Below are 16,148 nucleotides of genomic sequence, written 5' to 3'. Positions count from 1 at the left end.
GAGCCCGGCGAGAACCGCGACGGATCGGCCGTGCACGACCCGGGCGCCCGCCCCGATGAGGTACGACGACGGACGCGCGCTACTCGCCGAGCACCCGGCGCAGGTACGGGTTGGCGAAGGTTCGCTGCGGGTCCAGCGCGTCGCGGACGGCCAGGAAGTCGTCGAACCGCGGGTAGACGCCGCGCAGGTACTCGGCGTCGCGCGTGTGCATCTTGCCCCAGTGCGGGCGGCCGCCGTGCGCGGTCATGACGTCCTCGACGTCGCGGAAATACGCTTCGCTGGCCGCGGGGTCGTCGCGGTGGTAGCGGTGCACGGCGATGTAGCCGGACTCGCGGCCGGCGGCGGTCGAGAGCATCAGATCGTCGGCCGCGGCGGCGCGCACCTCGACGGGGAAGCTCACCCGGTGGCGGCGCCGGTCGATCACCGCCCGCAGTTCGCGCAGCGCGTCGGGCACGGCCTCCAGCGGAAGGGCGTACTCCATCTCGCGGAAGCGCACGGTGCGCGAGGAGACGAACACCTTGTCCGAGCGGTCGGTGTAGGTGCGCGCCGACAGCACGCGCCCGGACACCTGGTTGATGCTCGGGACCACGGCCGGGGCCTTGGCGCTCAGTGCGCAGAGGACGCGGTAGACGCCGTTGGAGAGCAGCTCGTCGTCGAGGTAGCGGCGGACCCTGCCCGGCCCCTCCGTCGGGGTCTGCGCGGGCAGCCGGGTGTTGGTCTTGGTCAGTGCGCAGTCGGTGTGCGGGAACCAGTAGAACTCGTAGTGGTCGTGCTCGCGGCACCGGTCCAGGAAGGTCTCGACGGTCTCGTCCGCCGAGGCCGGGGCCTCGTCCGCGCGGATCGCGAAGGCGTCCACGCACTGCAGGGTGAGGCGGGTGAGCACGCCGAGCGCGCCGAGGCCGAGGGCGACGGCCTTCAGGTCGGGGTGGTGCTCGTCGTACTCGTGGATCGTGCCGGTGCCGTCGACCAGCTGTGCGCCGACGATCTGAGTGCTGATCCCGCCGAAGGCGAGCCCGGTGCCGTGGGTGCCGGTGGAGGTCGCCCCGGTGACGGTCTGCCGGTCCACGTCGCCCAGGTTGGGCATGGCCAGGCCGTGCGGTGCCAGGAGCCCGGGGATCTGGTGCAGGTGGGTGCCCGCGCCGAGGGTCACGCGGCGGCGGGCCGCGTCGACGTCGTGCAGGCCCTGCAGCCCGGTCATCGAGAGCTGGATCTGCGGGGCCACCGCGATCTCGGAGAAGCTGTGTCCGGCGCCGACCGGTTTCACGGTCTCCCCGCGGGCGGCGGCCGCGGCGACGTCGGCGGCCAGCTCGTCGACCGACCGCGGCGCGATCAGGCGGGTGGGCCGGCAGGTGGCCGTGCGCCCCAGTTGCTCCATGTCGCGTTCGTGGTCACAGGAAACACTGCCCTTCGCCTCGGTAGGTGGGGACGACGTCGACCACTTCGGCCGTGCCGGTCGCATCGCGGGAGATCAGTGCGACGCGTCGGGCGCGCTCGCTGACCTCCCCCGACTTAGTGTGTCGGAACCACACGCGATTTCCGATACGCAAACGTATCGTACCGGGTCCGCGCAGCGGTGTCTGGACTTCGCCCGCGGCCTCGGCCGGCAGGTACTCCAGGCCCTCCGGCCAGACGGGCTTCGGCAGCCGGTCGACCCCGGGCGGCCCCGACGCGATCCATCCGCCGCCGGCGCACGTGAGATGGTCCGGGCTCGGCCGACGGACCACGTCGAGCCCGAACGCCAGCGCCGGCGCGGGCCGGAAGCGGCGGTAGGTGTCGAAGAGGTGCCCGCCCAGCAGACCGCTGCCCACCGCGATGTCGGTGACCGAGGCGTCCCGCGCCGTCGTCTCCAGCGAACCGGTGCCGCCGGCGTTCACGAACTCCAGATCCGCGTACCGCCGGACCAGGGCGATCGCCCGGCCGCGGCGGCGGCGCAGTTCGGCCATGGACAGCGCCTGCATGCCGCGGATCGCGGTGTTCATCAGCGCCCGCCCGGGGACGTCGTCGCCCACGCCCGCCACCTGCGCCTCGTACGACATCACGCCCACCAGGTCGAAGCCCGGTCGTTCGCTCAGGGCGCGGGCCAGCGTCTCCACCTGGTCGAGGTCGTGCACGGGGGAGCGGCGCACCCCCAGGTGCAGTCGTCCGCCGAGTCCGCGGAGGGAGGCGTCGAGGTCGATCGCGACGCGGACCGACGGGCGCCGGTCGGGCGCGGCGATCGCGTCGACCACGTCGAGCTGGGCGGGATCGTCGATCAGCAGGGTGACCCGGGCCAGGGCCGTGTCGTCGGCCAGGAGCTCGGCGAGCGCCCCGGTGCGGACGCTCGGATAGCCCAGCAGCACGTCGGTGACACCGGATTCGACGGCCAGCCAGCGGGCCTCGGCGACGTCGTAGGCGAGGACGCCGGCGAAACCCTCGCGGGACAGGACGTCGTCGATCACCGACCGGATGCGCACAGATTTGGAGGCGACCCGGATCGGCACCCCGGCGGCCCGGCGCCGCAGGTCGGCGATGTTGTATTCGAGTGCGCCCAGGTCGAGGGCGAGGACGGGGGAGTCGAGCCCGGCGGCGGCCACGGCATCGTCGATACCGCCCCAGTAGTCGGCCGGATCGGTGACGAACGGGCTGGTGGACATCGTGGTGAGGCTCCCGGGGTCGCAGGTCGCGGCGGCGCCGCGGAATGACGATTACGCTAGTCAAGCGTGACATCGATCCGAACCATCCTGCTCGACGGCCTCGTCGAACCACTCGGCGACACCGTGGCGCGCAGTCGTCGTGCCACCGCCCGCCTGGCCGCCGCGGGCGGCGCCCGCACCGAGGCGGTGTTCACCGGCGCGGTGGGCGCCCTCGCCGAGCGCGGCGTCGCCCCCGCGCGGGCGCTGGGCGCCGACCGCGCGGAGATCGCCGTGCGGACCGCGCGGTCGGAGCACGCCGTCGACGGCGTCTTCGCCAACCGCGAGGCCGCGTTCACCGGCGCGGGCCCCGACGCGTCGACCTTCGTGCAGATGGCCGCGCGCCCGGGCCGTCCCGCCGCGCCGATCCCCGTCCTGGCCCCGAGGTTCGACGACGAGCCCGCCGACCTCTCGGTCACCTGGCTCGGCCATGCGACCAACCTGGTGGAGATCGACGGCGTGCGGGTGCTCACCGATCCGGTGCTCAGCGCGCGCTGCTCGCCGTCGCAGCTGGTGGGCCCGAAACGGCTGCACGCCGCACCGCTCACCGTCGGCGCGATGCCCGCGATCGACGTCGTGCTGATCAGCCACGACCACTACGACCACCTCGACACCGAGACCGTCGACGCGCTCGCGGCGCTGCACCCGCAGGCCCGGTTCGTGGTGCCGATCGGCGTCGACGCCCACCTGATCTCGTGGGGGGTGGCCCCGGAGCGGATCTCGGTGGCCGACTGGTACGAGCACGTGACCCTGGACGTCCGCGGTACGGCGCTGCGCTTCCACGCCACCCCGGCGCGGCACTTCTCCGGGCGCGGGCTGGTGCGGAACCTGACGCAGTGGGTCAGCTGGGCGGTGGTCGGTCCGCGGCACCGGGTGTTCTTCTCCGGCGACACCGGCTTCACCGAGCGCTACGCCGAGACCGGTGAACTGCTGGGCCCGTTCGATCTGACGCTCCTCGCGGTCGGGGCGTACGGCGACCAGTGGCCGGACATCCACGTGAACCCGGAGGAGGCGCTGTCGATACACCACCTCCTCAACCCGGGCGCGGCGCGCGATTCGCTGCTGCTCCCGATCCACTGGGGCACGTTCAACCTGGCCCTGCACAGCTGGGGCGAGCCGATCCAGCGGCTGCTGGCGGCGGCCGGCACCGCGGGGGTGCCGGTGGTGGTCCCGCGTCCCGGCGGCACCGCCGACGTCGAGAAGCGGAACGGCACGGCCTACGACGACCTCACCTGGTGGGAGCATTGCGCATGACGTCTTCGGAGACAGGGACAGCGGGACCGGGAACACCGGGAACGGGGGCAGCGGGCCCGGGGACCCGGGGCGAGGCGCGGCCGACCGGACTGACGGCGGCCGAGGTGGCCGACCGGGTCGCGAAGGGGCAGGTCAACACGCAGCCGGACAAGTCCGGCCGCAGCGTGCGGGACATCGTGCGCGCCAACGTCTTCACCCGCATCAACGCGATCCTGGGCGTGCTGTTCGCGATCGTCGCGTACACCGGTTCGTTCATCAACGGGCTGTTCGGTCTGCTGATCATCGCGAACTCCGGGATCGGCATCATCCAGGAGATCCGGGCCAAGCGGACGCTCGACAAGCTGTCCATCGTCGGGCAGGCCACGCCGACGGTGATCCGCGACGGCGTCCGGCAGTCGGTGACCCCGGGCGAGATCGTGCTCGACGACCTGATCGAACTCGCCCCCGGCGACCAGATCGTCGTCGACGGCGAGACCGTCCTCTCCGAGGCGCTCGACGTCGACGAGTCGCTGCTGACCGGTGAGGCCGACGCCGTCGACAAGACACCGGGCGATCCGATCATGTCGGGCAGTTTCGTGGTGTCCGGCTCGGGCGCCTACCGCGCCACCAAGGTGGGCGCCGACGCCTACGCCGCACAACTCGCCGCCGAGGCCTCCAAGTTCACCCTCGTCGACTCGGAGCTGCGCAGCGGCATCGACCGGATCCTCGCGGTGATAACCGCGATCCTGATCCCGGCCGGTGTCCTGACGATCTTCAACCAGCTGGTGATCAGCCGGGAGGAGCTGAACGACGCCCTCCTGGGCATGGTCGCGGCGCTGGTGCCGATGGTCCCCGAGGGACTGGTGCTGATGACGTCGATCGCCTTCGCCGTCGGCGTCATCCGGCTCGGCCGCCGCCAGTGCCTGGTGAACGAGCTGCCCGCGATCGAGGGACTCGCGCGCGTCGACGTCGTCTGCACCGACAAGACGGGCACGCTCACCGAGAACGGCATGCGCCTGTCCGAGGTGCGGGTGCTCGACGACCGCTTCACCGCAGACGGGCTCACCCGGGCGCTCGCCGCGATCGCCGCCAGCGACCCGCACCCCAACGCCAGCATCCAGGCGATCTGCGAGGCCTACCCGGACGCCCCGGACTGGACCGCCTCGGCGATCCTCCCGTTCGCCTCGGCCAACAAGTTCAGCGGCGTCTCGCTGGTCGACGCCGACGGCGCCGACCGCGGCAACTGGCTGATCGGCGCGCCCGACGTGCTGCTCGACCCGGAGTCGGACGCGGCCACGCTCGCCTCCGAACTGGGCGCCACCGGCCTGCGCATCCTGCTGGTGGGGGCCACCGACGTGCCGGTCGACACCGCGTCGACCGACGGGAGCAACGTCCCGGGCACCCTGGTCCCGGCCGGACTGATCGTCCTGGAACAGCGGGTCCGCCCGGACGCGGGCGACACCCTGAAGTATTTCGAGTCGCAGGGCGTCGAGGTGAAGGTGATCTCCGGCGACAACGCGCTCTCCGTCGGCGCCGTCGCCGAGTCGCTGGGTCTCGGCGACGCGACCACCTCGGTGGATGCGCGCACCCTGGCCGCCGACGGCACCCCGGAACTGGTGCAGCAGGTGGAGGACGGCGTCACGTTCGGACGCGTCCGCCCCGACCAGAAACGGGCCATGGTGCACGCGCTGCAGTCGCGTCGGCACACCGTCGCGATGACCGGCGACGGCGTGAACGACGTCCTCGCGCTCAAGGACTCCGACATCGGCGTCGCGATGGGCTCGGGGTCGTCGGCCGCGCGCTCGGTGGCCCAGATCGTGCTGCTGGACAACAGGTTCGCGACGCTGCCGTACGTCGTCGGCGAGGGGCGGCGCGTGATCGGCAACATCGAGCGCGTCGCCAACCTGTTCCTCACCAAGACCGTGTACGCGGTGCTGCTCGCGCTGGCGGTGGGGATCGCCGGGCTGATCGCGCACGCGGTGGGCGGCGCCCCCATCAGCTACCCGTTCCAGCCGATCCACGTCACCATCTCGGCGTGGTTCACCATCGGCATCCCGGCGTTCGTCCTCTCGCTGGCGCCGAACAACGAGCGCGCCGAGACCGGTTTCGTCCGGCGGGTGCTCACCAAGGCGGTGCCCAACGGTCTCATCGTGGGTTCGCTCACCTTCGTCTGCTTCCTGCTGGTCAATCCCGGCGGCGAGGGCGCCGCGCTGGGCGGCGGCGAGACGGCGCTGAACACCGCGCAGGTCCAGGCCGCCACCGCGACGCTCGCGACCATGATCGCGATCGCCTGGTGGGTGCTCGTGGTGGTCGCGCGGCCGATGAACTGGTGGAAGATCGTCCTGGTCGGCGTGGCCTTCGTGGCCTACGTGATCATCTTCACGTGGTCGTTCACCGCGGACGTGTTCGAGCTCGACGTCTGGAACGGACGGAACATGACCGTCGCGCTGATCTGCGCGGCGACCGGCATCGCGCTGGTCGAGGTCTCGTCCCGGGTCCTCGGCGCGCGGCTGGCTCGTCGTGCCGCCGCGGAGCAGGCCGCGCTGCTCGCCGGACAGGGGCACCCGACTGCTGCATCCCGGGCGAAAGAGGCATAGACTCGGCCCATGGATCTCAAAGGACTGGTCAACAAGGCCAAGGACGAGCTCGCGAAGAACCCGGAACTGATCGAGAAGGGCGGCGACGCCATCGACAAGGCCACCGGCGGCAAGTACGCAGGCCAGGTCGACAAGGCTCAGGACGCGGCCCGCAAGGTCGTCGACAAGTAACCACGTATCCGAGGGCGGGACGACGAGACGTCGTCCCGCCCCCGAGTCGTCGGTGCCCCGAGTCGTCAGTGGACGGCGGCGAACATGAGGCTCTCCTCGTCCGCCTCCTCGGGGGAGAACTCGGCGGCGATCGTGCCGCCGCGGGCCACCAGGATCCGATCGGAGAGCGCCTGGATCTCCGGCAGATACGACGAGATGACGATCACGGCCACGCCGTCGTCGGCGAGGGCGCGGATCATCGCGTGGATCTCCGGGATGGTGCCCAGGTCGACGCCGCGAGTCGGTTCGTCGATGATGGCGACCTTCGGCTTGCGGGTGAGGCCCTTGGCCAGCACCACCTTCTGCTGGTTGCCGCCCGAGAGCTCCTCCACCACGGCTTCGCCGGGGTCGAGGGTGCGGACCTCGAACCGGTCGACGAACTCCTGGGCCAGCGCGTCGCGCCGACGCTTCCGGTAGCCGAACGGCAGCCGCAGCGCCGAGCACAGATGACCGAGGTAGATGTTGTCGGTGATCGACAGGTGCCCGAAGAATCCGGCGGCCTTGCGATCCTCGGTGATGTAGACGATCCCGGCCTTGCGGGCGTGCCGCGGCGTCCGGAAGCGCACCGGCTCACCGTCGAGCAGGATGGTGCCGCCGCGCATGCGCCGCCGTTTGCGCACTCCCGCGATGATCTGCGACACCTCGCTGCGGCCCGCGCCGACTAGGCCGTACAGACCGAGGATCTCGCCCGGATACGCCGAGAACGACATCGCCCGCACCACCGGCAGCAGCGTCACGTCCTCCACCCGGAGCGCGGGTAGGGCGTCGGGGGCGCGGGCGGGCTCCACCCGGCCCATCTCGACGGTGCGGCCGACCATCAGCCGGACGACGCGATCACGGTCGAACTCCGCACGGTCCAGGCCGCCCTGGACCGTGCCGTCACGGAGCACCGTGATCCGGTCGGCCTGCTCGAAGGCCTCGTCGAGCATATGCGTGATGAACACGACGCCGATCCCGCGCGACCGCAGGTGCTGCATCGACATGAACAGCTGAAGGCGTTCCTCGGGCGTCACCGAGGCGGTCGGCTCGTCCAGGATCACCACCTTCGCGTTGCGGTGCACCGCGCGGGCGATCTCGACCATCTGCTTCTGGCCGATGCCGAGGGCGCCGGCCTCCGCATCGGGACGGATGTGGAAGTTGTGTGATTCGAGCAGTTCGCGGGCGGCGATGTTCAGCGCCCCGAGATCGTTGAACGGCTTCTCCTCGCCGAGGAACAGGTTCTGCGCGACGGTCATCGACTCGACGAGCGACCCCTCCTGATACACCATGGCGATCCCGGCCTCGGTGGACTCGCGCGGATCGGCGAACTCGTGCACCTCGCCGTCCACCTCGAGCGTTCCGGCGTCGGCCGAGACGGCCCCGGAGATCACCTTCATCATCGTCGACTTGCCGGCGCCGTTCTCGCCGAGGAGCGCGTGGATCTCGCCCGGGCGGACGTCGAAGTCGATGCCGTCGAGCGCGTAGGTGCTGCCGTACCTCTTGCTGATCCCCGAGAGCCGGATGACCGGGGTCGTCTCGGTGGGGGTGGTCTCGGACATGTCAGTTCTCCTCCAGTTCCAGCAGGCTTCCGTGGCCGGCGAGTGCGACGATCAGCCGGTCGCCGATCGCGACGACGCCGGTGGCGCCGTGCCGGTCGCTGTCGACGCGGGCGTGCGCGCTCTCGACGATGCGTCCGGCCCGGTCGAGCCGGAAGACGACGCCTCCCGAGCGAGGCGGCGCCCACGACTTCACGACGCCGTGCACCCGCAGCTGACCCATCTGCATGGCTTCGCCGAACAGATCGCCCGGGCGCAGTCGCGGGACGAACCAGTTCTCGGCGGGGACGGTCTCTCGCATGTCGGCCAGGATCTCGGGTTCGTCCAGCAGCAGCTCGGTGATGCGGTTGCGCGGGTAGGGGGCGGCCACCCAGTGGCCTTCGGCGTCGCCGCTGATCCGGCCCGGGTAGACCGGCAGATTGGCCGACACCGGCTGCCCGGCCGCGTCGAGGGCGTCCACCGCGCGCAGCTCGAGGCGGTGGTCCAGGCTCAGCGCCACGATCACGTGGCCGTCGGCGGCCGGGGCGATCCCCGACGGCCAGGCCAGTCCGTCGGCGGCGACGTGCGCCGCGGTGCCGTCGACCCGGACGATCCGTCCGGAACGGTCCCCGGCGACGAGCGCCCGCGTCCACTCGTCGGGGCCGACGACGGTGGAGCCCACGGTCGCCAGCACCGTCCCGTCCGGCAGCACGGCCAGGTCGGTGACGCATTCGGCGACGGACCGGTCGGTGCAGCGCCCGGAGACCTCTCCCGTCGGTGAGACGTCGACCAGACCGGACCCCGCGACGGCGGCGATCAGCGTCTCGCCGTCGGCGGCCAGCGCGGTGACCGGACCGTCGAGCCGTGCCAGGACCGCGGTCCCGGCGTCGCGCACGCCGATCACGGTGCGGCCGTCGGCGAACGCCACGGTGCCCGCGGCGGTGGCGACGAGGGCGCCGGGCGTGTGGACGCCCGGTTCGGTGATCTCCCGGGCCTCGTCGAGCCGCAGATTCGGCCGGAGACCGGCCTCCATCGGCGGGACCGACGGGTGCGCCGCCCAGTCCGGGTTGACGAATTCCTTGAGGAGGGAGCGGAATGCGGTCATCGGAGTGCCTCCGCGGATCGGTGTGCCGCGGCGGTGCCGGGCACGGCGACGGTGTCGATGGGGCCGACCTCGCTCGGGTCGAGCTCGAGGCGGCCGATGCGGTTGTTCGAGACGCCGGCGAAGTAGAGATAGCCGTCGCGCTCGGTGGCGGCGGTGACCATCGGGTAGTTCTCCAGGGTCTCGTCCCACTTGACGTCGACGATCTCGCCGTCGTCGCTGAACTTGACGATGCAGGAGACGTTGAGCTGCGGGACCGCCCAGTCGTCCACCGAGACCTCGCGGGTCATCCGGCGGCGGACGTCCGGGTAGCGGTTCAGCAGATCCGACATCGGGGTGCGCAGAGCCACCAGCGGCATCCAGTAGTTGCCGTCGGAGGCGCGGTGGATGTTGTCCGGGTAGCCGGGCAGGTTCTCCAGCACCGGTTCGAGCCGCCCCCTCCTTGGGGCCCGAGACCCACAGTCGGTCGACGCGGCACAGGCCCGTGCTGGAGACCAGGATCGACTCGCCGTCGTGCGCGGTGCAGACACCGTTGGGGAAGACCATGTTCGAGGCGACGATCTCGGTTCTGCCGTCGGGGTGCACCTTCACCAGGCGCCCGTTCGGCCGGAACTCGACCAGTTCCAGGAGGAAGTCGGTGGAGTTGTTCCGGGTCGAGAAGTCGGAGGCGTAGACGGAGCCGTCCGGGGTCACGTCCAGGTCGTCGACGGCCCGCAGACCGGAGTCGTCGATCAGCGAGAACGGGCTGCGCGTGACCTTGTTGGCGAGCATCTCGGGCTCGCCGTCGTCGCCGATCCGGTAGATGCCCATGCCGCCGACGGCGACCAGCAGCTTGCCGTCCCGGTCCCAGGCGTGGCCGCACGGGAAACCGCCGGTGCGGGAGAAGACCTCGCCCTCGGTGTCCTCGATGCCGCGGAAGCGCCACACCCAGCCGCGCTGGTCGCCGGCGTACACGTTGCCGTCGGCGTCCACCGCGCAGGCCTCGGCGCCGCGGATCCTGCCCAGACCCACCGGCGGTGCGTCGGTCAGGTCGCGGTCGGGGGTCCAGACCGTGCCGGGCTCGGTCACGTCGATCAGCGGACCGAGCTCCACCCGGGCCGGGTCGATCTTCAGTTTCTCCACCGCGCGCCGACGGTACTTGCCCCACTGCAGGTCGAGCAGGGTGAAGGCGAGCAGCGCCGCGGCCAGGATCACCGTGTAGTGGTCGTTGTCGAGTCCGGCGGTGATGGTCGCCTGCCGGATCACGGCCACGACCACCACGCCGACGGCGGCGCGCAGCACCGAACCGCGGCCGCCCTGGAGGCTCACGCCGCCGAGTACCACCGCGGTGAGGGCGATCAGCTCCCACCCGTTGCCGATGGACGAGTCGGTGCGGCCCAGCCGGGCGGTGGTCAGGATCGCGGCGGAGCCGGCGAGCGCGCCGGAGGCGACGTACGCCCAGAAGGTCACCGCGGTGACGGGGATGCCGTTGCGGCGGGCCGAACGGCGGTCGGAACCGGTCGCGGTGACCCACCAGCCCCAGCGCGACCGGGTGAGGAACGAATGCGCGACGACGAGCACGGCCAGGAAGGTGAACCACGCGGTCGGGATCCCGATGATCTCGCCGTAGGGGATGGCGTCCCAGACCAGTGCCGGGCGTGCGACGCCGATCCGGGCGGTGTTCGCGTTCTGCAGGGCCACGGCCGCGCCGCCGAACGTGATCAGCGTGACCAGGGTGGTGATGAACGGGCGCATGCGCACCACCGCGATCAGGTAGCCGTTGATCGAGCCGAGCAGGGCGCCGAACAGGACGGCCGCCGGGAGCACCAGGCCGGGCGGCCACAGCCACACGCGGTCGGCGACCAGGGCGGAGATCGCGACCAAGCCCACGATCGAGCCGATCGACAGGTCGATGCCGCCGGCCACCAGGACGACGGTCAGGCCGACCGCGAGCAGACCCCATTCGGCGACGTCGTCGAGGATCAGCGGGATGTTGGCGGCGCCGATGTCGGTGGTGCCGATCACCACAAGGCAGAGGGTGAGGGCGAGGATCAGCGGGACGGCGCCTTCCATCCAGCGCTTCTCGAAGAGTTCGGAGACGGTCCGGAACGGGGCGATGCGCTCGGAGGCGCGGCCGCCTCCCATGCCGAAGGCATCGACGCCGCGGCGGAACGGATTCCGGCCGGGTGTCAGGGTGGGTGAGGTAGTCATCGGTGTGGTCCTTCTCGGTCCCTGTGATCAGCTGGACTGGTAGCAGGCGATGGTGGTGGTGCCGGCGTTCTCGCCGTCGACCACGTGGTAGGGCACGAACCCGACCTGGTGGCCGCTGCCGGCGGGCCGGCCGTCGATCAACAGGTTCTGGACGGCCACGGCGCCGGCGGTGCCGATGCCCTGGACGTCGTAGGCGGCGGTGGCGGTGACCGTGCCGCGCTCGAGTTCGGCGCAGGTGGCGGCGTTGGCGTCGAGCGTGTAGACGCCGATCGAGCCGGGCCGCACCTGGCCGCGGCGTTCGGCGGCCTGCACGGACTGTCCGACGGTGACGGCGTTGAGGTCGAAGGTGACCATGAAGCCGCACATGTTCCCGCCGGCCTGCTGCATGGCGGCCTCGGCGGCGGACTGGGCCTGGGCGTTGTCGTACTGGGAGTGGCTGACGGTGACCTGGTAGCCGTGGGCGTCGGCGACCTTCTCGATCCCGGCGTTCCACAGCAGCGACGCCGGGTCGTTGCCCATGCCGTCGACGACCGTCAGCTTCTTCGTGGCGCCGCGGGCGTCGCAGTCGGCCACCGCGCGCTCGGTCACCGCCTCCGCGGCGCCCATCACGTCGGTGCCGACGAACGCGTCGCCGAGCCGGGTGGACATCTGGTTCAGCACCACGGTGTAGATGCCGGCCTGGGCGGCGCGTTCGATCGCGTTGTCGAGCAGGCCCTGGGCCGCGTTCTGCATCACCATCACGTCGGCGCTCTTGCGGGCGATGACGTCGTTGATGATCGCGAGCATGCGGTCGTTGTCGAAGTTCGGGTCGTGGATCGCGACCTCGGCGCCCAGCGGCTCCAGGGTGCGCTTGAGCGACGTGCCCCAGTTCTCGGTGAGCATGTAGCCCTTGTAGAGCATCGGGATGTAGGCGATCTTCTTGCCGGTCATCGCCTCGATGACCTCGTCGCGGGCGGGGATGAGTTCGACGGCGGCGCCGAAGCCCTCGCCGGTGCCGGCGCCGGGCCCGCGGCCCTCGCCGTAGTTCACGCTGCAGCCGGCGACGGTGGCGGCGGTGAGCAGCGCGACCGCTGCCGTCATGGCCTTCTCGATGATTCGCATGGTGGTTCTCCTGGTGGGGTGAGGTGGGTGTGGGCGGCTCAGAGCTCGCCGGACTTCTCGGTCTCGGCGTCGCGCGGATGGAGCCACGCGTCGAAGGCGATCGCGGCGAGCAGGACGGCGCCGCGGATCAGGTCCTGGATCGCCGTCGAGAGACCGTGCATCATCAGCAGGCTGTTCAGGACGCCGACGAAGAGGGCGCCGGCCAGCACGCCGAGGACGGTGCCGCGGCCGCCGGACAGCGAGATGCCGCCGATCACCACCACCGTCAGCGCGGTGAACAGGATCGGGGCGAACGACGTCGAGGTGGTCTGGACGCTGCCCTGGATCGCGACGGTGACGAAGCCGGCGATCGCGGCCAGCAGCGCCGAGATCACGTAGGTGAGCACCTGCAGGGGGCGGACCGGGGCGCCGCTGGTGCGGGCGGTGGCGAAGTTGTCGCCCATCGCCCGGATCAGCCGGCCCGGGACGGTGTGAGCGATGAACAGCCATGCCAGCACGAACACCGCGGCGGCCAGGATCACCGGGCGCGGGATCCCCGCGGTGTTGCCGTTGAGGGAGGCCAGCACGCTGCCCGGCGGGACGTTGTAGACGTTCTGCGTCAGCACCAGGAGACCGATGCCGCCGATGGCGAGCATGCCGGTCGCCAGCGTGACGAAGAGTGCGGGCAGTTCGAAGATCGCGATCAGCAGGCCGTTGGTCAGGCCGATGAGCCCGGCGACGATCACCATCGTGACGATCGCCGACCCCGTCGACCATCCGGTGTTCATCAGCGCCAGGGTGGTCTGCGCGCAGCCGAGTCCGATACCGGCGATCGAGAGGTCGAGGCCCTTGCCGAGTACGACGATCGCCTGCCCGATCGCCATGATGCCGAACGCCGACGAGAGGTTCAGGATGGTGGTCAGGTTGCCGGTCGTCAGGAAGTTTCCGGTGGTGGCACCGCCGACGAGCGCGAGCACGACGGTCACGGCGAAGACCAGATAGGCCTGGTCGGAGTCGCCGAGCCGAGTTCGAAGCGCCGTGCGGGTGGGCGGGGCGATGGTGGTGGTCATGAGACTCCTCGTCCGTACTCGAGGTGCACCGCGAATGTGAGGTGGTGCACAGAGTGCTCCCAGCGTGACGTAGAAGACATCCGGGCCACATCTGTCGATCGGGGGATTCCCGCTACGACTTTCGGGGGACGGTCGACGGCGGAGGCGCGTCGGATCGGGTTTACGCATAGTGCACGATGTGACTACTATGTGACCGGCGTCTCATGGAGAGGGTGATGTCGTGGCCGAATCGGTTCTCCCGACGGACGCCGTTCTGGCCGGTGTCTCAGAACCCCGATCCCCGCATGCGCGCGACCGCGGGCCGAACGAATGCGACGCCGCCACCGCGGGACTCGTCCGCGAGATCCTCGTCGACGCCGCCGCGGCCTGGGGGGACGATCCCTCCGCGATCGTGGTCGGCGCCGATCATCAGACGGTGCGCGGTCAGTTGAGTCGGCTGTGGAGCCGGGCGGTCGAGGCGCTGGGCGATGCCCCGGACCCGGGCCGGGCCGCGGTGCTCGCCGCTCTGCTGGCACGGATCCGCGAGGTGGAGCAGCACATCGCCGACCTCCGCGTGTCACACGGCGTGCGGGTGGTGCGCGACCTGCGCTCGGCCTTCGCCCGGCTGCAGCGCTCGTCGTCGGTGGAGGAGCTGTTCTCCGCGACCGTGTCGGAGATGACCGGTCTGGACTTCGACCGCTGCATGATCTCCACCGTCGAGGACCGCATCTGGCACGTCTACGACATGCACATCCCGCAGGATCCGCACATGGCCGCGGAGTTCGTCGCGATCGGGCACGAGGATCCGCCGCTGCTCGACGATCGGCTGATCGAGTCCGACGTCGTGGTGCGCGGCGAGGCCCTGGTGGTCTCCGACGTGCAGCACCACCCGCGGGTCAACCGGGCGATGACCGCGATGTCCGGGTGCGACTCCTACGTGATCGCGCCGTTCTCCGCCCGTGGCCGCACCGTCGGGATCCTGCACGCGGACTCGTACTTCCGCCGTCGAACCATGACCGCCGCCGACCGCGAGGTGCTCGGCCTCTTCGCCGTCGGACTGGGGCAGATGTTCGAGCGGGTCTCGGTGATGGAGGGATTGGGTGAACTGACCCGCGGACTGACGGGACTGGTCGACGGCCCCGTCGTGCCGGTCCCGCGGACACCGGGACCGGAGCGGGCGGAACCCGTCCCGCGACCTGCGGAGCCGCGGCTGGAGAGTCCGCTGTCGGCGCGCGAGACCGAGGTGATCGAGCTGATGTGCGCCGGTGAGTCCAATCGCGGCATCGCGCGGAGGCTGTTCATCTCGGAGGGCACGGTCAAGACCCACGTGTCCCATGTGCTCCGCAAGCTCGAGGTGAGCAATCGTGCGGAGGCGGTGGCCTACTGGATCCGTCTCCGAGGGGGCGAGGTCGACTCGCCGGCCCGGGCATGTCTGCGGTAGGCGGAGACCGTCGGATCCCCGGACACCCAGTATCTCCACGGCCGGTCCGCGGCCAGGCGCACGCCGACCCGCGGGCCGGCCGTGATCGTCTCCGCGGGCAGGGGCGGCGACCGTCGTACGACGACGCCGGGCCCGGTCCGCACGTCGGTGCCCCGGTCGGCCATGGTGATGCCGAGCGCCTTCGCGAGATTGCCGGGGCCGCGGCCGAGGAGGTGGTCGACGACGTCGCCGCGCCGGGCGCGGGCCGCGTCGTGCCCGTCGAGGATCTCGCCCGCGCGCAGCAGCACCGCCGAACCCCGGCCTTCGGCGCTGGTGACGACGTTCGCGCAGTGGTGGCCGTGGATCCGGTACACGTACAGGCGTTCGGGCGGGCCGTACATGATCTCCGACCGCGGGGTGCGCGTGTACGCGTGGGAGGCCGGATCGTCGGGACCGTCGTACGCCTCCACCTCGGTGATGCGGGCGGCCACGCCGTCGTGCCCGAACACGACGGCGCCGAGCAGTGCCCGTGCGGCGGCGCAGACGCTAGGCTCTTCAACCATGGCCAAGACCAGTGACTCCATCTTCGTAGAACTCAGCCCGGAGGATACCTTCGCCGCGGCTTCCGACCTGGCTCGCTTCGACGAGTGGTTGGTGCTGCACGACGGTTGGCGCCGGGACGTCCCCACCGAGCTGGGCGTGGGCACCGAGGCCTCCTCGGTGGTCAAGGCCAAGGGCACCCGGGTGCGCTTCGACTGGAAGATCGACACCTACGACCCGCCGCGCCGCGTCCGCTTCTCCGGCAACGGCAAGGGCGGCATCAAGGCCAAGATCGACCTGACGGTGAAGCCGAAGGATGGCGGCTCCGAGGTGACCTTCCTGATCGACCTCGGCGGTCTGCCGCTGATGGGCCCGGTCGGCAAGGCCGCCGCCAAGGCGGTGCACGGCGACGTGCAGAAGTCGCTGGTGAAGTTCAAGGCGCTCTTCGTCGCCTGAGGAGAAAATCGATTGAGCGACGTCGTCGTCGCTCAGTAGCCTCCCCGGTGTCCCTTCGCGCGGACGCGTCCCTCGCGGCGCGTTCGCG

The 16,148-nt window shown here is 71.1% G+C and carries 10 protein-coding genes and 2 pseudogenes; 5 read left to right on the top strand and 7 right to left on the bottom strand.

The features are described from left to right. Nucleotides 1-79 precede the first annotated feature (79 nt). A pseudogene (locus QM809_RS00790) lies at nt 80-1,401 on the bottom strand (D-arabinono-1,4-lactone oxidase). Beyond that, nucleotides 1,389-2,633, bottom strand: coding sequence for an alanine racemase (locus tag QM809_RS00785; protein WP_415043947.1), 1,245 nt, complete (start codon nt 2,631-2,633; stop codon nt 1,389-1,391). Before QM809_RS00785 ends, QM809_RS00790 begins: the two are co-directional and overlap by 13 nt. 66 nt (nt 2,634-2,699) lie before the next feature. Here QM809_RS00785 and QM809_RS00780 point away from each other — a divergent pair, with 66 nt between their 5' ends. The 3 genes and pseudogenes from QM809_RS00780 to QM809_RS00770 all read left to right on the top strand — a co-directional run. Further along, complete coding sequence (locus QM809_RS00780; protein WP_415043946.1) at nt 2,700-3,923, top strand: MBL fold metallo-hydrolase; 1,224 nt, start codon at nt 2,700-2,702, stop codon at nt 3,921-3,923. Continuing rightward, the gene (locus QM809_RS00775) at nt 3,920-6,499 is read left to right on the top strand and encodes an HAD-IC family P-type ATPase (RefSeq protein ID WP_415043945.1); all 2,580 of its coding nucleotides are present in this window, start codon (nt 3,920-3,922) and stop codon (nt 6,497-6,499) included. The genes QM809_RS00780 and QM809_RS00775 overlap by 4 nt, the downstream gene beginning before the upstream one ends. Before the next feature lie 9 nt (nt 6,500-6,508). After that, nucleotides 6,509-6,661 (top strand): annotated as a pseudogene (locus QM809_RS00770) (antitoxin); the annotation flags it as partial. 74 nt (nt 6,662-6,735) lie between these two features. Here QM809_RS00770 and QM809_RS00765 read toward each other — a convergent pair. The 4 genes from QM809_RS00765 to QM809_RS00750 are packed head-to-tail and all read right to left on the bottom strand — an operon-like array spanning nt 6,736 to nt 13,665. Further along, nucleotides 6,736-8,247, bottom strand: coding sequence for a sugar ABC transporter ATP-binding protein (locus QM809_RS00765; protein ID WP_415043944.1), 1,512 nt, complete (start codon nt 8,245-8,247; stop codon nt 6,736-6,738). A gap of 1 nt (nt 8,248) precedes the next feature. Further along, nucleotides 8,249-11,515 carry an ABC transporter permease subunit gene (locus QM809_RS00760; RefSeq protein ID WP_415043943.1) on the bottom strand — a complete coding sequence of 1,089 codons (3,267 nt, stop codon included), beginning with the start codon at nt 11,513-11,515 and terminating at the stop codon, nt 8,249-8,251. A gap of 27 nt (nt 11,516-11,542) precedes the next feature. After that, nucleotides 11,543-12,616, bottom strand: a complete 1,074-nt coding sequence (locus QM809_RS00755; RefSeq protein WP_415043942.1) for a sugar ABC transporter substrate-binding protein — start codon at nt 12,614-12,616, stop codon at nt 11,543-11,545. A 38-nt stretch (nt 12,617-12,654) separates the two neighbouring features. Continuing rightward, entirely contained in the window at nt 12,655-13,665 is a 1,011-nt protein-coding gene (locus QM809_RS00750) for an ABC transporter permease (RefSeq protein ID WP_415043941.1), read from the bottom strand. A gap of 220 nt (nt 13,666-13,885) precedes the next feature. Here QM809_RS00750 and QM809_RS00745 point away from each other — a divergent pair, with 220 nt between their 5' ends. Further along, nucleotides 13,886-15,085, top strand: coding sequence for a LuxR C-terminal-related transcriptional regulator (locus QM809_RS00745; protein ID WP_415043940.1), 1,200 nt, complete (start codon nt 13,886-13,888; stop codon nt 15,083-15,085). Here QM809_RS00745 and QM809_RS00740 read toward each other — a convergent pair. Then, on the bottom strand, nt 15,025-15,648 hold the full coding sequence (locus QM809_RS00740) for a DNA-3-methyladenine glycosylase (protein WP_415043939.1): 624 nt from the start codon (nt 15,646-15,648) through the stop codon (nt 15,025-15,027). The genes QM809_RS00745 and QM809_RS00740 overlap by 61 nt on opposite strands. On the opposite strand from QM809_RS00740, the gene QM809_RS00735 reads away from it, so the two are divergent. After that, nucleotides 15,626-16,060, top strand: coding sequence for an SRPBCC family protein (locus QM809_RS00735; protein WP_415043938.1), 435 nt, complete (start codon nt 15,626-15,628; stop codon nt 16,058-16,060). The genes QM809_RS00740 and QM809_RS00735 overlap by 23 nt on opposite strands. Nucleotides 16,061-16,148 lie beyond the last annotated feature (88 nt).

Source organism: Gordonia sp. (in: high G+C Gram-positive bacteria), assembly GCF_047600385.1.
Classification (GTDB): Bacteria; Actinomycetota; Actinomycetes; order Mycobacteriales; family Mycobacteriaceae; genus Gordonia.
This window is presented reverse-complemented; position numbering and strand designations above follow the sequence as displayed.